The sequence below is a fragment of the Pelagicoccus mobilis genome, from assembly GCF_016595505.1.
Classification (GTDB): Bacteria; Verrucomicrobiota; Verrucomicrobiia; order Opitutales; family Opitutaceae; genus Pelagicoccus; species Pelagicoccus mobilis.
On the sequence record NZ_JAENIL010000085.1, the window covers coordinates 1 to 19726 of the forward strand.

The following is a 19726-nucleotide window of genomic DNA, read 5'->3' on the forward strand; positions in this document are numbered from 1 at the left end:
CACCGCGCTACGACTTCAAAATTTTCTAACATTTTTCTACAGTGAAAGTATCTCTCAAGTGGCTTAAGCGTTACGTAGACCTCGACGAGTCTCCTAAGGAACTCGCCGCCTCGCTCACTTTGCTCGGTTTCGAAGTGGACGACATGGAGACGACCGGCGTGCCTCCTCTCGAAAACGTTGTTGTGGGTGAAGTCCTGCAGCGCGACCAGCACCCGGACGCGGACAAGCTCGGCGTTTGCCGTGTGGATTGTGGATCTGAAATCGGCGAAAAGTCGATCGTGTGTGGAGCAAGCAACTACAAGGTAGGGGACCGCGTTCCAGTTGCTCTTCCCGGTGCGGAACTGCCAGGCGGTTTCAAGATCAAGGAATCAAAGCTCCGCGGTGTGCCATCCGCTGGCATGATGTGCGGTGCGAGCGAGATTGGAGCTTCTGGCGACAACTCGGGGCTTCTTATTCTCGATGGCCGTCCAGAACTCGGTACGCCCATCAATCAGGTGCTTACCGATAGCGACACGGTCTTCAATCTCGAGGTGACCCCAAACCGTCCGGACTGTCTTTCGCACATCGGTATCGCTCGCGAGCTCGCGGCTTGGTACCGTCGTGATGTCAAGTATCCAGAAGTTAACAACATTCCCGCCGAGACCGAGCGTGCAAACGGCGAAGGTCTCTTCGAAAGTGTCACTTTGGACGCTAGTGAAGATTGCCCGCTCTACATCGCTAGTGTGATCAAGGGCGTGAAGATTGGTCCGAGCCCGAAGTGGTTGCAGGAGGCTCTGTCTTCTATTGGCCTCCGCCCGATCAACAATGTGGTCGACGTGACCAACTACGTTATGCACGAGTGCGGCAATCCGATGCACGCTTTCGACGCTCGCGATATCTCAGGTGGCAAGATTGTGGTCCGCAACGCGGGCGAGGGCGAAGTGATGACCACGCTCGACGACGAAGAGCGCAAGCTCTCCAGTCGCATGGTTGTGATCGCCGACGAAACTAAGCCACTCGCAGTTGCTGGTGTGATGGGCGGTCAGAATTCTGAGGTTAAGGATGATACAACCGACCTGATCCTCGAAGTCGCATACTTCAAGCCGAGCACGATTCGTTGGGTATCCAAAAAACTAGCACTTTCAACGGACAGCTCCTACCGCTTCGAGCGTGGCGTTGACCCGCTTTCGCTTCGTTACGCGACGGAGCGTGCGATCTCTCTCATCCTCGAGACCGCAGGTGGCGAGCTCTGCACAAACGGAATGCTCGCTGGCACAGAACCTGTTTGGCAGACCGCGATCGAGATCACTCCGGAGTGGATCCGCAAGAAGAGCGGTTTCGAAGTCACCGACGAGCAGATCCGCGAAGCTCTCGAGTTGCTCGATATGAGCATCTCCATCAGCAACGAAGGCGTCTGGACAGTGACCGTTCCTAGCTACCGTGGTGACCTCGAGCGTCCTGTTGATTTGCTCGAAGAAGTGCTCCGTATCTACGGCACGGACAAGATCCCAGGTGGGCAGGTTCGCGCGACTGCTACGACCGCGAGCGATAGCCCGATCACTCAATTCAATCGCAAGTCCTCGGCCTTCTTGATTGGTCAAAACTTCCAGGAAACAGTCACTTACACGCTTCGTTCTGCTGAAGAGCAAAAGCGATGGGCGAGCCAGGTTTCCGCCGAAGAACTGGCTCTCCTCAATCCGATTAGCGAAGACCAAACGCAGCTACGTCACAGTTTGCTGCCAGGTATGCTGGAGGTGCTTCACCTCAACCAATCTCGTAAGACTGGAGCAAACCGTTTCTTCGAAACGGGCCGCGTGTTCCGTGAACTTAACGGTAAGATCGTTGAAATGGTCGCGGTAGCATTCCTCGAGTGCAACAGCGGTCCAGAGCGTACATGGAAGGAGCGTAGCTTCGACGATTTCTACTCAGCCAAGCAGCGTCTCAAAACTATCGCCTCTTACGCTGGAATCGACCTCGGCAAGTTCAAGGTTCGCGAAGTAAGCGAAAACGAAGGCGCTTGGCAAGATGGCCACAGTGCCGCTTACGAAGAGCCAAAGGCTGGTTTCTTCGCTCGAGTTGGCTTGATGAGTCTTCCTCGTATCAAGGAGATGGATATTCAAGGCGAAGTATTCGGTGGTATTTTCTGCTACTTGCCTGAGCGTCTCCGCGAGCCGAAGCGTATCAAGTTCAAGCCATTCAGCTTGTTCCCAGCTTCCAGCCGTGATTTAGCGCTTGTCGTAGACAAGAGCGAGCCAGCGGAAGAAGTCGTTCGCACTATGAGCAAGATAGCTTCCAAGGCGACCAAGGGCTTCGATGTCGAAAGCGTTAACGTCTTCGATATCTACGAGGGCACTGGTGTGGCGGAAGACAAGAAGAGCATCGCGGTCAGCATGACCTTCCGTGCTCTCGATCGTACGCTTAAAGACAAGGAAGTGAACAAGGCTTTCGAAACCATCCAAAACCAAGTCCGCGAAAAGTCACCGTACAGCATCCGCGACTAGGAGAATAGGAGGGCAATGCTTCGTCATTGCCGAAATACGAATACATTATTGGCAACGATAGAGCGTTGCCCTCCGTGCTTTAAAACTGAATAGGCAATGTCCGACACTCACATCGATATCGAATACACCGCAAAACTCGCCCGTATTAATTTAACGGACGAGGAAAAGGAAAAGCTCTCCGGTCAGTTGGATTCAATTATCGGATACGTGGAAAAGCTCGAAGAGCTCGACACAAACGGTGTTGAGCCAACGGCTCATCCGCATCCGGTTTACAACGTTTGGCAAGAGGACGAAGTGAAGGGTGAGCTCTCTACGGAGGAAGCTCTCAAGAACGCTCCGGCTCAACGCGAAAATATGGTGATCGTTCCAAAGGTCGTAGATTAATCAGATGCAGGACATTTTCTACAAGTCGGCTAGTGAGCTTTCGGAGCTGCTAGAAAAGAAGGAGCTTTCGTCGGTCGAGCTAACGAAGGCGATGATCGAGCGAACGAAGTCGGTTGACGAAAAGGTCGCGGCTTTCAACTCGTTCGACGAAGCGGATGCGCTCGCTCAAGCGGAATCTTCGGATGCACGTCGCGCGGCGGGCGAGGCGAAGGGTGCTCTCGATGGTATCCCCGTTGGCATTAAGGACAACATGGCGGTCTACGGACAGCCGCTGACCTGTTCGAGCAAGATGCTGGAGAAGTTCGTTTCTCCTTACGACGCGACCAGTATCGAGAAACTGAAGACGCAAGGAGCAGTGCTCTGGGGACGTCTCAATCTCGACGAGTACGCAATGGGATCTTCTTGTGAGAACTCGGCGTTTAAATCGACTTCGAATCCATGGAACCTCGATTGCGTGCCAGGAGGCAGCTCCGGAGGTTCGGCTGCAGCGGTTGCTGCTGGTGAGGCTGTGTTTGCACTCGGTAGCGACACGGGTGGCTCGATTCGTCAGCCAGCTGCCCATTGCGGTATTGTTGGGGTGAAGCCAACTTATGGACGTGTATCCCGTTTTGGTTTGGCGGCATTCGCTTCCTCGCTCGATCAGATCGGTCCAATGACTCGGAACGTGAAGGATGCGGCCATGCTGCTGCAGGCCATTTCCTGTCACGACGAACGCGATTCCACTTCCTACAAGATTTCGACGCCGGATTTCGTGAAGGCGTTGGAAGATCAACGTGGTCACAAATGGACGCTTGGTTTGCCGAAGGAGTATTTCGCGAATGCGGAAAGTACGCCGGCGATGGAGCCGGTGTTAAAGGCGATCGAATTCTATAAGAGTCTCGGCTGCGAGATTAAGGAAGTGTCCTTGCCGCATACGGATTACGCGGTCGCGACGTACTACATTATCGCGACAGCGGAAGCGTCCTCGAACCTCGCTCGCTATGACGGTATCCGCTACACGCATCGTGCGGAGAAGTTCGACGCAAAGGACTCGGTGGATATCTATTGCCAGTCCCGCGCGGAAGGTTTCGGTGAGGAAGTAAAGCGCCGTATCATCCTCGGTACCTATGTATTGAGCAGTGGATACTATGATGCCTACTATTTGAAGGCGCAGAAGGTTCGAACGCTCATTCGTCAGGACTTCGAGAACGCTTTCAAGGAGGTCGATGCATTGCTGACGCCGACTTCGCCGACGCCTGCATTCAAGAAGGGCGAGAAGGCGAGTGACCCGCTCTCGATGTACTTGAGCGATATCTACACGATTTCAGCGAACTTGGCTGGCGTTCCCGGAATGTCGTTGCCTTGCGGATACAGCGATGGTTTGCCAGTCGGATTGCAGATCCTCGGTAAGCCGTTCAAGGAAGACGAAATGCTCTCGATCGCGAACGAGTTCGAAGCAGCTCACGAATTCAAGGACCAACACCCAAGCCTCTAGATTTAACGATGGAATACGAAGCAGTTATCGGTCTGGAGGTTCACGTCCAGATTAAGGCCGAATCCAAAATTTTCTCCCGCGTCCGTGCGGGCTATGGCCACGAGCCAAACACGCTGGTGGATCCTGTTGTGATGGGATTGCCCGGTGCTTTGCCGGTGATGAACAAGGCCGCTCTCGATGGTATCATCAAGGCGGGCTTGGCTCTCAATTGCACGATCCCTGACTACTGTAAGTGGGACCGAAAGAACTATTTTTATCCGGATAGCCCCAACAACTACCAGATCACTCAGTATGATCAGCCGATCTGCGATGGCGGTTCGGTAGAGATCGAGATGCCTGGTCACAACCGTGGCGAGATGGGTGAGCACAAGGAGATCAAGCTCACGCGTATCCACCTCGAGAACGATGTGGGTAAGCTAAACCACTTTTCCGAAGATAGCTTGGTTGATTACAATCGCGCCTTTACCTCGCTGATGGAAATCGTGAGCGAGCCGGACATGCACTCCGGCGAGGAGGCTTTCGCTTTCCTCACTGCGATTCGCCAGACCATGATTTACTGCGGTATTTCCGACTGCGACATGGAGAAGGGGCAGATGCGTGCGGATGCGAACATCTCGGTTCGTCCCGTGGGGCAGAAGGAGCTTGGCCAGAAGATCGAGCTCAAGAACCTGAATAGCATCACTGGCGTGAAGAACGGCATCGAGTATGAGATCAAGCGTCAGACTCGTGAGCTGAAGAAGGGCAATACGATCAAGCAAGCCACTTGGCGTTGGAACGCTGAGCTCGGCCAAACCGAGATGATGCGTGAAAAGGAAGACGCTCACGACTATCGCTACTTCCCAGACCCCGATTTGATGCCGGTCAAGATTGATGACGAGTGGCGAAATCGTCTGCGGGACGAGATCCCAGAGCTTCCATGGAACAAGCAGCGCCGATTTTTGGAAGAGTACTCGCTTCCGTATTCGATCACCTCGGTGCTCGTGCCGGATCGTGAATTGAGCGACTGGTTTGAGTCTGCGGCGAAGCAATCTCCCAAGTCTGCTCAGGCGATTGGAAACCTCGTGGTGAACGATTTGCTTCGCGAGCTAGGTGAAGCGGGGCAAGTACTGCGTGACTGTAAGATCACGCCGGACTCATTGCTCGGTCTCGTACAAGTCGTGGAGAAGGGGACTATTCCGAAGAACGTGGCCAACAAGGACGTCTTCCCGGAGATGTTCAAATCCGGCGAGACGGCGGAGCAGGTCATCGAGCGAAAGGGCTTGAAGCCGGATTTCGACGAAGACCAAGTGAAGGTCTGGTGTCAGGAGGCAATCGATGAGAACCCGAAGCCCGTCCAAAACTACAAGGACGGTAACGAGAAGGCTCTCAACGCGTTGCTTGGCCCGGTCATGAAAAAGAGCCGAGGCAAGGCGAACCCGCAGTTGGTCAACAAGCTGATCCGCGAGCTGATCGATTAGGTTCAGCCCATTGGTCAGTCATTTTCATAAAAAAGCCAATCGCCTAGAAAAGCGATTGGCTTGAAATATGACTTGCAGGCTTCTTTTCGGGTTTAGGCCTGTGTTCTTTGACGTCGCGTTGCGATCAGCATAGCCATAGCGGCCGCACCACAAACTCCGTAAATAGAGGGAGATAAATCGCCTGCAGGGGTGATTGACGCCTCGGCGGCGGCGACTTGAACGATGGGCTTCGACTCGGACTTGTTGGAGCTTAGCTCGTCGTTTGCGATATGGGCACAGACAACCGTAGCGGTGATGATACAGGCGGTAGTCGTTAGGATTCGCTTCATAGAGGTAGGAGTTGGATGCGTTTATATGAATCCTTTTTACACTTTCTTTCAATCGGATCATCGACCGAATCCCTCAAATCGGATCTCTGCCCAAGCGGGGCTCATCCATTCCCCTATGGGCTTCGTTAGGATTAGATGAGGTCGGTGTCCAAATTGTAAAATAGCTTCCAGGAATGAAAGGGATCGATAGCTCTGTTGCATCGTTTTCTACTCACTTTTGGAATGGATTCGCCGATTCTTGTCCTGTTTCCTCTCTATGCAGGCCAATCGATCAGGTTTTCTCTATGTGCGTCCCAAAGTCTTTAAATTGGAAACTTTTATGTATTTTGATCGGAGGTGGGCTTTATGTTCCGCTGTCGATCGCGGGTGAGTTGGTGGTTTGGCCGGACGAGCCTAGGGTAAAAATGCAGGCTGAGTTTTTCACTGAAAGTCCGGACGGCTATTTGGAGGAGCGAGCGGTGCTGCAGTGCGAAGAGTTCGATCTGATCTTCAGCGTGACGAAGCGTTGGCAGGCCGCTGATGAGTTCTCGGATCGGTTCTCTTTTGTATTCGAGTCGCTGCGTCATGAGGGCGTTTACCTTGGGGTGGCGGAGTTTGAACTTTCGGAGTTCTTGCCAGACCTTTCTCAAGAGGTTTGGGACGCCTATGTTCGTGGATTGAAGAAAGCGGAGCCTAAGGTTGAGATTACCTTTTCTCATTTCAGTTTAGAGCGCTCGGAACCGCCGATCATTTTGAATTCTGTATATCGGCAGATTGATTATGTGGAACGATTGGCTCTGGGAGACTCTCGAAAAACTCGAGAGATTTTCGCACTCATTCGCGATCGTTTGGTTGTATTCAGTTTTTGGGGAGATGAGGAGATTCTCGATCAGAACCGAAGGGCTCACAACCTTCTGCTGACTCGCATGGACCTGTTGGAGCACAACTGAGTTCCTGGATAAGCAAAACCCTCCTTCGTGAAATGAAGGAGGGCTTGTGTTTGAAATTCGGCTTATCCCCAGCCCCAGTTCCAGCCGGATTTCCAGCTACGCGACTTTCGCCTTTTGTTGCTCGGCTGTTCGGCTGGTTCTGGCTCTGGTTCGGGTTCCGGCTCGGGCTCTACCACCACCTCGGGTTCCGGTTCTACGTTAGGCTCGGGAGTGGGCTCAGGCTCAGATGTTGGTTCGGGCTCTGGTTCGGGTTCCGGAGTCGGCTCGCTGATAGGTTCGTCTTCCGGGATCGTCTCAGGAACTTCTTTTGGAACGGTAGGGGTAATGGAAATCGAATCTTCTGGGGAGACGGTGATCTCTCCGCCGACGGTTCCTGAGTTCCAAGCGAGTGAGCCCACTGCTGAATTGTATGTGCTCTCGCTGATGTTCGTGTAGTTGATGCGTCGGTACGCCCTTAGCAATGGTGTGCCTGGGGGATAGGTGCCGGCGGCGAACAGGTCGTTGAAGCCGTATCCACGATTTGGAGGATTGTAGTAAGCTGTCGACCAAGTGGAGTCGTCAATTTCGCACTCGTAGAGGCAGACCATGGAGCCGCGGATGTAGAACGTATCACCACTCCAGTTTTCGAGGAATCGAGGGAAATTGTGGGCTCCTCCGCTGTAGCTATCGTCGCCTAGCTTGTTTGGGGGACGGATGCCTGAGACGACTGCGGCAGATACTTCGGTCGTAGATGCGTTTGGCTCGTTGGCGCTCCACATGGCGGAGTCTGTATGGCTGGCGGAGAGGAAGGTGACTGCGTCGCCCATTACCGCTACTGGCACTTCGTTGCTCTCCGGTTCGTAAGCGCTGGTGCTTCCTGTGCTTCCGTCAGCGTTGAAGTGACCTTGCACATAGAGGATGTTGTTTGTGGTGAAGGTCATCCCAGGGTCGGCTCCTCGGCTGGGAATGCCTTGTCCGGTGCGATCGGTCTCGCCACCTACCAAGCGGATGCCGGAGTAGTTGAGATTCGCTTTTCGAGTACTGTTGGAGTCGGAGCTGTAGCATTCGAAGTAGATGATTCCGTTCCACTGGGTGGAGGGATCGTAGTAGCCGGAAAGATCGTCGGGATCGTATACGCCTAGGACTTTGGACGGATCTGAAACGTCTGGAGATTCGATCAATTGTTTGAGCTTACCCACGTGAAAGTCGACGGTGGTGATATCGTATCCCCGGCGGCGGTCGCGCAGGGCGCTCGACTTGATGGTCCAAAGCGAACCTTCGAGGTGGCTGATGTCGACTTCGGTGCCGCTCTTGCGGAAGAGGCGGACGGTGCTTCCGGCGGTATCCCATTTGAAGTACATTCCGGCTTTGTTGGACATCTTCTGTTTTTCGATTTCCGCATCGTAGTCGGCGTGGCCGACGGGTAGGGGAGGTTCGATGATGGCTCGTCCGGAGTTGACTGGGTCGTAGGCGGAGGTGGATGGATTGTCGGGCTGGTAGTCAGCGAAGGCGACTGGCTTGTAGTTGGGGACGCCGTGGGAGGAGGTTTGCAAGTTGCCATGCCAGCGATCGGACGCGTATTCGCGAAATCCGTCACCCATCTTGGAGTCTTTCCAAACGCCTCCGACGTACATCGATTGCAAGTTGCCGTAGCGGTCGGGATAGCGAACGTGCCCAGTGCGAGAAGAGCTCTTGTGCTCGTAAGCGTGGTAGAGGTCTCCTGTGGCGCTTACTTTGTTGTGGAAATTCAGGCTGTTGGAGGGGGCGACACGTAGGTCGAGGTTGGTGTGGACGGGGCCGTAGATGTCCATGTTTGGCCCAGGGTGGATGTCTAAGTCGAGATTGTAGAAAATGGCGTGGGCGAAGAGCGGCGCGTCGCGCACTTGCAGCTTTTGAGTGGTGTAGGAGGTGATCGGGCTGCCGCCGCGCGGATCGGTCACGGTGGCTTTGGCGTAGAGGCCAATGGTGCGGGCGAAGACCTTCTGGCCTTTTAGCGGGTCCTTGTCGTTGAAAGGGGATAGCGGATCGATGTAGGTGAGGGTGCTGGGCTCGGAGGGGACGTTTCCTCCGATCACCTCCGAGTTCACGAAGTCGACATTGGAGCCAAAGATGTTTTCGCCGGGAAGAGAAAGGGCATCTGAGGAGGCGGGGTCGAAGGCGTTGGCGGTGAAGTTGGTCCGGCTGTTGAACTTGTACTTCAGCTGAGCGAATCCGTATTCAGCGATCGCTTCGGACGCGTTTTTCGCCTGGATGCGGAGTTGGTGGCGAGCGTTGATCTTTCTCTCGGTGAGAGAGTGGTGTAGAAGTACTCCCACTACGAATGCTGCGCTTGTCGAAATAACCAGCGTGGCTCCGAGGACTGATCCTCTCTTTTTGTTTTCCGCTCTTAGTTTCTTCATTTGGTCTACCCTCGCGGTGATACGGTGAAGTTGTATGTGTTGGTGGCTTGTTTGAGATTGCTGCCTTTGTGCAGAATCTCTCCTTGGACGGTGATGCTCCGGCCAAAGAAATTGTAGAAGAGTTGGCCGTCGCTGAGGCCGCGGGAGAGCTCGATCACTTCTGGGTGTGTCCCTTCGGATGAGGTCGCGGGGATGAGATCTTCGATGTCTTCGCTTCTTGGAGGATCGAATTTTATGGCGAATTTTCGAACGGGACCTGCTGTGGTGGTGCTGGCCGAACGATAGTAGCCCACGAGGGCGGTGTAGGCGGAGGGATCGGTTTCGTCTACGAAGGCGAGAAGCAGGAAGTCTCCAGATTGGCCTTCGTTCATTTCAACTCGATTTTTGAAGGAGTTGTAGATGATGAAGAAGCTGGAGTAGGTGGCGTAGTCGCCGAGCTCGCTGGTGAACTTGCGGATGTCGCGATTGATGAGCAGCTTGCCTTGATTGTAGGAAGAGAAGTTTTTCGAGGAGAGCAGAAAGCTCATCACTGCTCCCATAATTACGCCAAAAACGGCGGTCGCTACCACCATCTCCGTGAGCGTGAAACCTCTTCTTCCGGAAGTTCTGCGGGTGAAGTTCATGCTGAATTTTCCTAGAAGGTTGGGACGTCCGAGCGCACGGTGACGAGAGTGTCGGTGACCACTCTTCCACTGAGGAGGGAGTTGTCCGTGTAGGAATAGCGGAGAATGATGCGGCGCGCTTCTCCAACTTGAGAAGAGGTGTCTGTGATGTCTTCGACGTAGAGGACGAAGTTGATCTTAAGGTCGTCGGTGTCGTCATCAGGCGTGTTGTTGATGTCGAGCGACTTGATGTTGTCGATATCCGAGCTGGCTCCTGCAGTGGGATCGTTGACGTTTGGAGAAACGGAGAGAGTATCGGCGGAACCTTGGTTGATAAGCTCGGAAACGGAGTCCTCGTCCAGAAGGCTGAACTGCATGTTCTTCATTTGCTCCAGGTAGCCTTGGGCGACCGTCATAGCTGTTCCCTCGTTGATGGATCCCTGAGTCATGCGGCGCGCTTGCAGCAAGCCGGACAGGGTTCCGAATCCCACCATGGAGAGGATCAGAGCTCCGACCATAACTTCGACGAGCGAGAAGCCGTCTTTTCCGGCCGAGGACAGAGATTTTTTTGAGAAGATCGCCATGTGTTCTGGGGTTTATCGGAGGCATTTAAGGTAATTTTCATAGTTCTGAGGCGTTATTTTCCTTTTCTAGGTTTCGAGTGGGTAGATCTCGCTAGCGGCTTTCTCGGTGGCTGAAAATCGACTATGGGAAGGATGAGCAGTTTCTGCAGGTCCCCCTAGTGACATTCGCAGGGGATCGACTCACGACCTTCGTCTTATTTGGGTTGCGACTGAATCGCTTGAGACTTATGCACTTCCGCTTTCTTTTAACCGATGAAGTCCTTTTACATCACTACCGCAATTGACTACGCGAACGGCTCCCCGCACCTCGGGCATGCCTACGAAAAAGTGCTGACCGATGTGGTCGCGCGTTTCCGCCGTTTGATGGGGGATGACGTCTACTTCCTCACAGGGATCGACGAGCATGGACAGAAGGTTCAGCAGTCTGCGGCCAAGCGTGGCATCGAGCCGATCGAGCTCTGTGACGAGGCGGCGGGAGAGTTCAAGGAGCTCTGCTCCAGCCTGAACATTTCCAACGACGATTTCATTCGCACAACCGAGACTCGCCACAAGGATGTGGTACGCAAGATCCTGCAGGACCTCTTCGACCGTGGCGAAATCTACAAGGCCGAGTACAAGGGCTTCTACAGCGCTCGCGCGGAGCAGTTTCTCCAGGAGAAGGACATGGTCGACGGCAAGTGGCCGGAGATTTTTGGGGAAGTGACGGAGATCACCGAGAGCAACTATTTCTTTAAGCTCAGCCAATATCAGGACTGGCTCATCGAGCACATCAAGACGCACGAAGATTTTATCTATCCGCGTTTCCGGGCGAAGCAGGTTCTCGAGTTCCTTAAGGAGCCAATCAACGATCTCTGTATCTCTCGCCCGAAAGAGCGTCTTGAGTGGGGGATTCCGCTTCCCTTCGATGAAGAGTACGTGACTTACGTTTGGTTCGACGCTCTGGTGAACTACATCAGCGCGGTCGGCTACGGTACTCCGGATTTCGAGAAGTATTGGCCAGTCAACTACCACGTAATCGGAAAGGATATCCTGCTTCCGCCGCACTCTGTCTACTGGCCGATCATGCTGAAGGCGATTGGTGTGGAGATTCCGTCCAGCCTGCTTGTACATGGCTGGTGGTCCATCAATGGCGACAAGATGTCCAAGAGTACGGGGAACTTCATCGAGCCATCCGAGTTCGTGAAGGAGTACAGCGTGGACGCTCTCCGCTATTTCCTCATTCGCGAAATGAGCGTGGGGCAAGACAGCGATTTTTCGGACGAGCTTTTCACAAATCGATACAACAGCGACCTCGCTAACGACCTTGGTAATCTCTTAAACCGCGTGCTGACGATGACGCCGCGCTACTGTGGTGATACTTTCCCAGCTCGCACTGTTAGTGAAGAGCCGGAGAAGGAGCTTGAAGCGGCGTGGGCGGAAACGGAAGGGAAAGTCGTCGAGCTCTTCGAGGAGTTCCAGTTTCACAAGGGGCTTGAGCTCACGTTTAGCTTTATTCGTTCGATCAACCGTTATGCGGAGCAGCGTTCGCCGTGGAAGCTCGCTAAGTCTGAGGATCCGAAGGATAAGGAAGTCTGTGCGACTTCGCTTTCGCTCATGGCGGAGGCATTGCGTCGAGCAGTCGGGTTGCTTGAGCCTGTGATGCCAGAAACGACAGTTCGCGTGTACGAGCTTCTCGGATACAAGAGTGACGCTTCTTGGCTCGAGCGTCTCAAAGCGTCAGACGCCTTGACCGGCTGCAAGGTGGGCGAGCGTGTGATTCTCTTCCCTAAGCCGCAACAGGAGAAAAAGTAGTCCCGAAGCCGTTTCGTGGATACGATCCCCTTAGATCCGGCCAAAGCCAAAACCTACGAGGCCCTGCATGCGTTTTTGCAGGGCTGTCTCTTCAAGGCGGTCGAAAGAGGGAAACCGCAGCTCGTTAGCATCGCTGCGGAGTCGTCGCTGCTTGATCCGCTAGCGGTTTTGGAGTCGATCTACGAGGACCGGCAGCAGCACTTCTACATCGAGCGTCGACGAGATGACTTGGCGATCGCGGGGGCTGAAGATGCTCTCAGCTTTTCGCCTTCTGGGGCGAATCGCTTCGCGGAGGTGAAGCAATGGATTGCGGAGGTGCTCGAGAACGCGATAGCGGTGGGGGATTCGAGTCTTCCGTTTTTTGGACCGCACTTCTTTAGCGGTTTCACGTTTTTTGAGGAATCGAAAGCGGACGCTCCCTTTCCGTCGTCCTCTGTTTTTGTGCCGCGTTGGCAAGTCGTTTCGAGCAAGGGGCGTTGCATTGCTATCGCAAATGCGGTGATCGCTGCGGGGGACGATATCGAAGCGATCGCGAAACGTATCTGGAACGCAAATACGAAATTTCGTACTTTCGATTACACTGATTCGGACGAACGCTCGCTGCGGGATCGTTTGCGAGTCCTTGAGACTAAGGAATGTGGTGGCGACGCGGCGTTCAAGGAATCGGTGGAGCGAGTCCTGAAGCGAATTGATGAGGGCGAGTTTCAGAAAATTGTGTTGGCTCGAGCTCTCGACCTTAAGGCGGACCAAGCGTTTCACCCGCTCGAAATTCTCAATACGCTTAGGGAGCGTTACGAAGATTGTTACGCGTTCTCGATCGCGAACGGAAAAGGGCAAAGCTTTATCGGAGCGAGCCCGGAACGTCTCGTTTCGGTAGCGCAAGGCCGAGTCAATGTGGATGTTTTGGCTGGGACTGCACCGCGTGGGAAGACTGCCTCGGAAGACGCTCGACTAGGTGCGGGCTTGCTCGAAAGCGAGAAGGACCGAAGGGAGCATCAGATCGTGCACGAATCGGTTTGTCGCCGATTGCAGGATTTGGGGCTGTCGGTTAGCGAGAGTTGCAACCCGAGTCTCAAGAAGCTGCAAAATGTGCAGCACTTGTTTGTCGATGTTGAAGCGAGACTCGAAGAGGGGATTCATCTACTGGATTTGGTAGCGAGTCTACACCCGACTCCTGCGGTGGGAGGAACGCCGCGCGAAGATGCGGTCCCCAAAATTTGCGAGCACGAACGTTTTGATCGTGGACTGTATGCGGGACCGATCGGTTGGATAAATGCGAAAGGAGAGGGGGAGTTCCTGGTGGGGATTCGTTCCGCTCTCGTAGATGGAGAAAACGCTCGATTGTTTGCTGGAGTGGGGATTGTTGAAGGTTCCGTTCCGGAGCGTGAGCATCTAGAAACCAATCTGAAGTTCCAAGCCTTGAAGGAGAACCTGCTCTAATGAAGACAAGCTGGGCGAACGGAAACGAACTTTGGGCGGATGTCATTGCCGAGACACTACATCGTAAAGGGGTGGAGTACGCTATCACTTGCCCCGGTTCGAGGAGTTCGCCGTTGACGTTCGCGTTTGCGGGACACGAGTCGATCGAAGCGATCCCGATTCTGGACGAACGCTCTGCTGGCTTCTTCGCCCTCGGGCTTGCCAAACGAAGCGGCAGGCCGGTCGCTCTGGTTTGCACTTCAGGTTCTGCGGTTGCGAATTTCTTTCCTGCAGTTGTGGAGGCGAGCGAGAGTGGGGTGCCGCTCGTGCTGCTGACGGCTGATCGACCGCCGGAGTTGAGAGATTGTCAGGCGGGGCAGACCATTGATCAATTGAAGTTTTTTGGCGGATACGTCCGCAAGGCAACCGAGCTTGCCGTTCCGGAGTCCTCTCGGGAGATGCTGCGTTATCTGCGGCAAACGGTGGCTCACGTTGCCGAGGTCGCTACGGCTCCAGATCGCGGGCCGGTGCATTTGAATGTTCCCTTTAGGGATCCGCTGATTCCTGTAGCGCAGGACGGCTTTGTCTCTCCCTTTACGAACGAAGAGCTCTCTTCTTTTTTCGATCACCTCGGTATCTCGGATGGTATCCCGTTTGTGCAGGCGCAGCTTCCTGAGAGTCTGGCCGCGATCGAGAAGGGAGTTGTTGTGGTGGGACCTGCGTCACCGGATAATGAGGACTCTTGGTGCGAGAACGTGGCATCTCTGGCGAACTCGCTTGGTTGGCCGGTGCTTGCGGATGCTCTCAATCCGCTTCGCTCAAACGGGACTGGTATTTCGTCTTTAGTTTGTGGGTACGACTTTATTTTGAGAAACCGATCATTGTCGGAGGAGCTCACGCCAGAACATGTACTGGTGATTGGGAGCCTGCCGACGAGCAAAGTGCTTCGGACTTGGATTGGTGAGAATGACGTTCCGATGACAATCCTGAGTGATCGCACCGTGAATGTTGATGCGACACATTCCAGGTCGGTGCGGGTGGTAGCGGATCTTGAGTTTGGCGGAGTTCTCGCTCCGAAATCTCAGGCTGCTGATGTTTACGCCAAGCGCTGGATTGAGCTCGACAGGACGGTTCAGTCGGAGCTGGATACGCGCTTCTCCAGTGAGGAGGCCTTGATCGAAGCGAAACTTTCGTGGGGGTTGAGCAAATGGCTACCGAGGGAATGTTCGCTTTGCGTTTCGAACAGCATGCCGCCTCGAGACATGGAGTTCTACTTTGGTCCACGTATTGAGCCGGTTTCTGTTTTTAGCTCTCGCGGAGCGAATGGTATCGATGGAATCCTCTCCACAGCCATGGGAGTGGCTCATGAAGGGGAGGCCACATTTTTGCTAACGGGAGATCTTGCTCTCTTGCATGATACGAATGGCGCTCTGAACGCGAAGCAGTTTAAGGGGAGCCTGACGATTCTCTTGGTGAACAATGCGGGTGGCGGGATTTTCGAGATGCTGCCAGTTTCGCAATTTGAATCTGTATTCGAAAAGCACTACGGGACGGATCAACAGGTCGACTTCGGGGCGTGGTCGAAGACTTACGGTCTCGATTATGAGCTGATTCAAAGCTGGGGGCAGCTCGAGACGGAACTGGGTAAAGAAATCGCTGGCGTCCGAGTACTTGAAGTTAGAACCGATCGGAAGCGAGATGCTGTTTTGCGGAAGCAGCTATTTAAGGATGTCTCGTCCCGTTTAGGGTAAAGCGATCCGACTGATCTCGCCTTGCTGCAAGAGCATGGTCGCCACTCCGAATCGTAGGTTGTAGTCGGAGAAAAAGATGCGACTGCAACCGAGATAGCTCAGGGACTGCTTGAGCGTGACCATTGCGGTTGGGAAAATGTCAGCTCTGTTGGGCGGGATGTTGTACTCTTTGATACGCTGATCGAAAGTGAGTGAGCAAACTCGATCTACGATTTCGCTGAAGTCTTGGAAGCTGATTCCTGATTCTCGTTGAGAGCTCGTAAGGCTCTCCGCTAGGTGTTTGGCGGAGCCTCCGGTGAGGACGGCAATTTCGGAAGGGCTTGAGTCTGGGGCGAATTTGGATGCTCCCCAGCTTTGCTTCACGTAAGCAGCGATTTGTTCGTGCTTGTCCTGTGGTAGAGGGAGCTTCCTGTCTTCAAGTAGAAGGGATGCGAGACGAACGGATCCAAGTTGGAGGCTTTGAGCTTCGCTAACTTTGTGATCCGTAAATTGAATACATTCTAGGCTGCCGCCTCCTAGATCGAAGAGAGTGTAGGAGGAGAGGTCCTTCAGCGCTGGGTCGCACCTGAGGGCGAGCCCGATGAAGGCTGCCTCTTCTTCTCCTGAGAGGATTCGGAGTTCGTGGTTGGACGCTTTTTCAACTGCGTTGACGAATGCTTGCTTGTTTGATGCATCGCGAACGGCGGAGGTCGCTACGATGCAGAGGGTGTCGCATTCTGAAGCTGCTTGGGTGAGTCGAGCGATCGCCGCGGCTCCGCGTTCTATGGCTTGCTCGTCAATGACGGGAGGATGTCCTGTCATACCCTCGCCGATACGTGTCTCTTCGACGACGAAGCTGACCTTTTCAGCGGGGAGGGTTTTGCCGGGTTGGGCAACGAGGAGCTTGATGGTGTTTGAACCTACGTCTATGACGCCAACGGTTTTCATTGGGGTGTGGAAGAATTTTGCCCACGAAGGGCACGAAGTGACACTAAGGTTAGTTTAGGATAGTTACGCTCTTGGTGGTGCTTCGTGGGGAAGTTACAACTCGTAGCCTTGGGGGGCGATGAGGACTACGAATTCACCTTTCTTGCTGGCGGATTTCATGAATTCGCGAATTTGGGAGATGGTGCCGGTTTTTATCGTTTCGAACTTTTTGGTTAGTTCGCGGCCGATGCAGACCACACGTTCTGGTCCGAGCACGTCTTCGAGCTCGGCGGTCATCTTCTCGATCCGATGGGTGGATTCGTAGAGAGCGATCGTGTGTTTAAAGTCTCGATACTCTTCGAAGAATCGGCGGCGGGCGGCTGATTTTGGGGCGAGAAATCCGGCGAAGAAGAATGCGTCGGTGGGAAGCCCGCTGACGCTCAGAAGCGAGGTGACGGCGCAGGCACCGGGTACGGGGACGACGGGGATATTGTGACGTTGGCACTCGCGGGCGGCACGGAAGCCTGGATCGGAAATAGCGGGGGTGCCGGCGTCGGAAACGAGGGCGATGGATTCGCCTGCTTGTAGTCGCTCGACGATGCTGGTGGCGGCTCGTTTCTCGTTGTGGTCGTGGTAGGCGAAGAGGGGGCGTCTGATCTCGAGTCGCGTGAGCATGGCTCCGGTCGTGCGGGTGTCTTCGCAAGCGATGGCGTCGACTTTGGCCAGGAGCGAGAGGGCGCGTTGGGTGATATCGGCTAGGTTGCCGATGGGGGTGGCGACGACGTAGAGGTGACCCGGTTCGGGCGTGAGTGAGGGATTTTCGTCGGAGGACATGTGGGAGGATTGGCACTGCGGCGTGCCCGGCGGTCACGCCCTACCATTTTGGAGAAAAAGAATGCCCGTTGCGGACAACGGGCATTGGTAAAATCTAGTTGCTTCCCATGCCAGGGACGCCGCCTTCCCAGTCCTTGGGTCGGCTCCAGGGAATGGTGGATTCGTCGGGGTCCGCGCAGCCGGTGATGAAGAAGAGAGAAGCGGTGAAGGCCGCTGCGAGAATGATTGAGATGAACTTTTTCATGGTTTGTTGAAATCAGTTTAGGCTGGAGACCGTGTCGCCGCTTTGCGGGGTCTTTACCAATGACTCTGGCAGAACTCGGGCTATGCTCAAGTTTTCCTTGACGTCTGTGACCTGTATTTTGGCGATCGGGGTGTCTGCGTGCTGGATGTAGAGCTCGTTTTGCAGGCGTACGCCGTCGTTGTAGCCGATATCGAGCACGACGAAGGAGTTCCCTTTGCCTACGGTGAGAACGTAGCCTTTGAGGCTGGGGTTGCTTGGGATCTCGGAGGGGAGAGGCGAGGTAACTTGTTGTGGGGCTTGAGTTTGTTGGAGTTCGAGAATCTGGCGCTCGAGATTGGCAATCTCTAGTTCGTAGCTGGCGACTTGGTCTTGGGGGACGCTGGTGGCCTTGAGGACGTTGAGCTCCTGGGTGAGGCGGCTGTTTTCCTGTTGCAGCCGGCGTTCGGCGATCTCCTGGGCGTCGCGTTCGTCGACGAGCCGCTTATTTTCGCGTTGGATCTGCAGGAGCTGGTTGTTCGCGAGCAGGGCTTCGGCGGAGAGTTTCTCGAGCTCGCTGGTTTGAGACTCTGCGGTTTCGGCGAGGCGAGCGTTTTCCTTTTGGAGGGATTGGCTGCGGGCACGCTCCGTCTTGATCGCGGTGTTGAGCGACTGGAGGTCGGTGTCGAGGGAGAGGAAGTCGGCCTTGTTTTTGAAGTAGAACGCACCTGCAGCGATGGCCCCGGCGATTGCGAGGATTTGAAGCATGCGGTTGGTACGTTTCATGGCAGGGATGGCTTATAGAGTATGATTTACGGAAATTGATAAAGGCTAGATTGCGACTGGGCGGGGGCGGGTGAGCTTGGCGATTTCTGCCATGATGCGGTCCGCGACGATCTGGTAGCGTTCTTTTCCTGCTTCGCGTCCTGGATCGTAGGTGGCGGGGGAGAGCGGCTTGCCGTAGCGCATGTGGACGCTGAGGTTGAAGTTTGGCAGCGTCTTACCCTTGGAGAGGACTTTGTTGGAATTGAAGATGCGGCAGGGGATGACGGTGGCTTGTGATTTCGCGGCGATGAGGCCGATGCCGGGCTTGGCGGATTGGAGGTTGCCGTCGGGGCTGCGCGTTCCTTCCGGGAAAAGCGAGAGGAGCCCGCCTCGCTTGAGGGTGGCGAGCGTGGCCTTCATGGCTTTGATGTCGGAATCGCCGTCGCGGTCGACGGGAATGGTGCCGACGCTATCGAGCCACCAGCTGGCTGCTTTGTTGAACCAAAGGGTCTTGCGGGCGAAGAAGTTGATATGGCGGCGGAGAAGGCAGCCGATGAGCGGGGGATCGAAATGAGAGGCGTGGTTGACGGCGAGGATGACGCCACCCTCTGGGGGGACGTTCTCCATGCCCTCGATGTCGCCGATGAGGAGCTGGCTGAGAGCTCCTGCGAGGAAGGTCTTGCTGCCGTGGTAGATGGTTGGCGAGTAGGGGGTGGGCATCTTACTTTTGGTAGGCGTTCTCGACGAGGCCGGATACGTGTTCGACCACTTCTTCGAGCGTGAGTTCGGATGAATCGACGAGGGTCGCTCCTTCCGGAACCGAGAGGGGGGCGGTCTTGCGATTGGCGTCCATGGCGTCGCGTTTTTCGATCGAGTCGGCGAGGCCTTCCGCTGCGCGGCGGGCGGCGCGTTTGGCGGGATCGGCGTAGAGGTAGAGGCGTAGGTCTGCGTCCGGGAAAATGACGGATCCGATGTCGCGGCCTTCCATAACGAGGCCTGCGAAGCCTTCTTCTTGGGCGATGGTAGCTTGCTCGCGTTGGTAGTCGAAGAGGAACTTGCGCAGCTCGGGGATGGCTGCGTAGTGGGATACGTTGGCGTTTACTTCCTCGCTGCGGATGGATTCGTCGGGTATCCAGTCGTTGACTACGATGTAGGCTGAATTTTCGTCGATGTAGGTGCCGAGCTCGAGATTGGCGAGTCCGGCGTTGAGAGCGTCGCCTGCTTCGGCAGGAACTCCGGCCTCGAGGAGCTTGACGGTGGTCGCCCGGTAGAAGGAGCCGGTGTCGACGTGCATGAGGTTGAAGCGGGAGCTGAGGGCTCGCGAGGTCGAGCTTTTGCCAGCAGCGGCTCCGCCGTCGATGGCGATGATGATGAAATCTTTTTTGGACATGTGGAGGGAGAGTGTGTGGCGCGGTGCTTTAGC

18 protein-coding genes are annotated in these 19726 nt (G+C 54.9%); 8 read left to right on the forward strand and 10 right to left on the reverse strand.

Features of this window, described 5'->3' with window-relative positions; translation table 11 throughout:
- Positions 1 to 41 precede the first annotated feature (41 nt).
- The 4 genes from pheT (at position 42) to gatB (ending at position 5795) form a co-directional block, all read left to right on the forward strand.
- Positions 42 to 2480 (forward strand): phenylalanine--tRNA ligase subunit beta, encoded by a 2439-nt coding sequence (pheT, locus tag JIN87_RS26080; RefSeq protein WP_200359285.1) that lies wholly within the window; start codon positions 42 to 44, stop codon positions 2478 to 2480.
- 96 nt (positions 2481 to 2576) lie between these two features.
- Complete coding sequence (gene gatC, locus JIN87_RS26085) at positions 2577 to 2864, forward strand: Asp-tRNA(Asn)/Glu-tRNA(Gln) amidotransferase subunit GatC (protein WP_200359287.1); 288 nt, start codon at positions 2577 to 2579, stop codon at positions 2862 to 2864.
- 4 nt (positions 2865 to 2868) lie between these two features.
- Positions 2869 to 4338 carry an Asp-tRNA(Asn)/Glu-tRNA(Gln) amidotransferase subunit GatA gene (gatA, locus tag JIN87_RS26090; protein WP_200359289.1) on the forward strand — a complete coding sequence of 490 codons (1470 nt, stop codon included), beginning with the start codon at positions 2869 to 2871 and terminating at the stop codon, positions 4336 to 4338.
- A gap of 8 nt (positions 4339 to 4346) precedes the next feature.
- Entirely contained in the window at positions 4347 to 5795 is a 1449-nt protein-coding gene (gatB, locus tag JIN87_RS26095) for an Asp-tRNA(Asn)/Glu-tRNA(Gln) amidotransferase subunit GatB (RefSeq protein ID WP_200359291.1), read from the forward strand.
- A gap of 92 nt (positions 5796 to 5887) precedes the next feature.
- Here gatB and JIN87_RS26100 read toward each other — a convergent pair whose 3' ends face one another.
- Positions 5888 to 6124, reverse strand: a complete 237-nt coding sequence (locus tag JIN87_RS26100) for a hypothetical protein (protein ID WP_200359293.1) — start codon at positions 6122 to 6124, stop codon at positions 5888 to 5890.
- Positions 6125 to 6528: 404 nt separating this feature from the next.
- On the opposite strand from JIN87_RS26100, the gene JIN87_RS26105 reads away from it, so the two are divergent.
- The gene (locus JIN87_RS26105; RefSeq protein WP_200359295.1) at positions 6529 to 7053 is read left to right on the forward strand and encodes a hypothetical protein; all 525 of its coding nucleotides are present in this window, start codon (positions 6529 to 6531) and stop codon (positions 7051 to 7053) included.
- Between the two features lie 62 nt (positions 7054 to 7115).
- Here the strand turns inward: JIN87_RS26105 and JIN87_RS26110 are convergent, their stop codons facing one another.
- The 3 genes from JIN87_RS26110 to JIN87_RS26120 are packed head-to-tail and all read right to left on the reverse strand — an operon-like array spanning position 7116 to position 10617.
- Positions 7116 to 9431 carry a hypothetical protein gene (locus JIN87_RS26110; protein ID WP_200359297.1) on the reverse strand — a complete coding sequence of 772 codons (2316 nt, stop codon included), beginning with the start codon at positions 9429 to 9431 and terminating at the stop codon, positions 7116 to 7118.
- Between the two features lie 5 nt (positions 9432 to 9436).
- Positions 9437 to 10054 carry a type II secretion system protein gene (locus JIN87_RS26115; RefSeq protein ID WP_200359299.1) on the reverse strand — a complete coding sequence of 206 codons (618 nt, stop codon included), beginning with the start codon at positions 10052 to 10054 and terminating at the stop codon, positions 9437 to 9439.
- A gap of 11 nt (positions 10055 to 10065) precedes the next feature.
- A complete protein-coding gene (locus JIN87_RS26120) occupies positions 10066 to 10617 on the reverse strand; it encodes a type IV pilus modification PilV family protein (RefSeq protein WP_200359301.1) in 552 nt (183 codons plus the stop codon).
- A gap of 252 nt (positions 10618 to 10869) precedes the next feature.
- On the opposite strand from JIN87_RS26120, the gene metG reads away from it, so the two are divergent.
- The 3 genes from metG to menD are packed head-to-tail and all read left to right on the forward strand — an operon-like array spanning position 10870 to position 15578.
- Entirely contained in the window at positions 10870 to 12408 is a 1539-nt protein-coding gene (gene metG, locus JIN87_RS26125; RefSeq protein ID WP_200359303.1) for a methionine--tRNA ligase, read from the forward strand.
- Positions 12409 to 12423: 15 nt separating this feature from the next.
- Entirely contained in the window at positions 12424 to 13848 is a 1425-nt protein-coding gene (locus JIN87_RS26130) for an isochorismate synthase (RefSeq protein ID WP_200359305.1), read from the forward strand.
- Positions 13848 to 15578 (forward strand): 2-succinyl-5-enolpyruvyl-6-hydroxy-3-cyclohexene-1-carboxylic-acid synthase, encoded by a 1731-nt coding sequence (menD, locus tag JIN87_RS26135; RefSeq protein WP_200359307.1) that lies wholly within the window; start codon positions 13848 to 13850, stop codon positions 15576 to 15578. The genes JIN87_RS26130 and menD overlap by 1 nt, the downstream gene beginning before the upstream one ends.
- Here the strand turns inward: menD and JIN87_RS26140 are convergent.
- The 6 genes from JIN87_RS26140 to cmk all read right to left on the reverse strand — a co-directional run.
- On the reverse strand, positions 15570 to 16505 hold the full coding sequence (locus JIN87_RS26140; RefSeq protein ID WP_200359309.1) for a Ppx/GppA phosphatase family protein: 936 nt from the start codon (positions 16503 to 16505) through the stop codon (positions 15570 to 15572). The two genes, menD and JIN87_RS26140, sit on opposite strands and share 9 nt — an antisense overlap.
- Positions 16506 to 16598: 93 nt before the next feature.
- Entirely contained in the window at positions 16599 to 17318 is a 720-nt protein-coding gene (gene rsmI, locus JIN87_RS26145) for a 16S rRNA (cytidine(1402)-2'-O)-methyltransferase (RefSeq protein WP_200359311.1), read from the reverse strand.
- 94 nt (positions 17319 to 17412) lie between these two features.
- On the reverse strand, positions 17413 to 17562 hold the full coding sequence (locus JIN87_RS26150; protein ID WP_200359313.1) for a hypothetical protein: 150 nt from the start codon (positions 17560 to 17562) through the stop codon (positions 17413 to 17415).
- A gap of 12 nt (positions 17563 to 17574) precedes the next feature.
- Complete coding sequence (locus JIN87_RS26155; protein ID WP_200359315.1) at positions 17575 to 18324, reverse strand: hypothetical protein; 750 nt, start codon at positions 18322 to 18324, stop codon at positions 17575 to 17577.
- 45 nt (positions 18325 to 18369) lie between these two features.
- On the reverse strand, positions 18370 to 19023 hold the full coding sequence (locus tag JIN87_RS26160; protein WP_200359317.1) for a lysophospholipid acyltransferase family protein: 654 nt from the start codon (positions 19021 to 19023) through the stop codon (positions 18370 to 18372).
- A 1-nt stretch (position 19024) separates the two neighbouring features.
- Positions 19025 to 19726: (d)CMP kinase (gene cmk, locus JIN87_RS26165; protein ID WP_325176412.1), on the reverse strand; the 702-nt coding region annotated here is incomplete at its 5' end.

Bases quoted from the DNA above. Each gene is read 5' to 3' on its own strand.
- gatC (WP_200359287.1), top strand. From the start codon at position 2,577: ATGTCCGACACTCACATCGATATCGAATACACCGCAAAACTCGCCCGT.
- gatA (WP_200359289.1), top strand. From the start codon at position 2,869: ATGCAGGACATTTTCTACAAGTCGGCTAGTGAGCTTTCGGAGCTGCTA.
- gatB (WP_200359291.1), top strand. From the start codon at position 4,347: ATGGAATACGAAGCAGTTATCGGTCTGGAGGTTCACGTCCAGATTAAG.
- JIN87_RS26100 (WP_200359293.1), bottom strand. From the start codon at position 6,124: ATGAAGCGAATCCTAACGACTACCGCCTGTATCATCACCGCTACGGTT.
- JIN87_RS26105 (WP_200359295.1), top strand. From the start codon at position 6,529: ATGCAGGCTGAGTTTTTCACTGAAAGTCCGGACGGCTATTTGGAGGAG.
- JIN87_RS26110 (WP_200359297.1), bottom strand. From the start codon at position 9,431: ATGAAGAAACTAAGAGCGGAAAACAAAAAGAGAGGATCAGTCCTCGGA.
- JIN87_RS26115 (WP_200359299.1), bottom strand. From the start codon at position 10,054: ATGAACTTCACCCGCAGAACTTCCGGAAGAAGAGGTTTCACGCTCACG.
- JIN87_RS26120 (WP_200359301.1), bottom strand. From the start codon at position 10,617: ATGGCGATCTTCTCAAAAAAATCTCTGTCCTCGGCCGGAAAAGACGGC.
- metG (WP_200359303.1), top strand. From the start codon at position 10,870: ATGAAGTCCTTTTACATCACTACCGCAATTGACTACGCGAACGGCTCC.
- menD (WP_200359307.1), top strand. From the start codon at position 13,848: ATGAAGACAAGCTGGGCGAACGGAAACGAACTTTGGGCGGATGTCATT.
- JIN87_RS26140 (WP_200359309.1), bottom strand. From the start codon at position 16,505: ATGAAAACCGTTGGCGTCATAGACGTAGGTTCAAACACCATCAAGCTC.
- rsmI (WP_200359311.1), bottom strand. From the start codon at position 17,318: ATGTCCTCCGACGAAAATCCCTCACTCACGCCCGAACCGGGTCACCTC.
- JIN87_RS26150 (WP_200359313.1), bottom strand. From the start codon at position 17,562: ATGAAAAAGTTCATCTCAATCATTCTCGCAGCGGCCTTCACCGCTTCT.
- JIN87_RS26155 (WP_200359315.1), bottom strand. From the start codon at position 18,324: ATGAAACGTACCAACCGCATGCTTCAAATCCTCGCAATCGCCGGGGCC.
- JIN87_RS26160 (WP_200359317.1), bottom strand. From the start codon at position 19,023: ATGCCCACCCCCTACTCGCCAACCATCTACCACGGCAGCAAGACCTTC.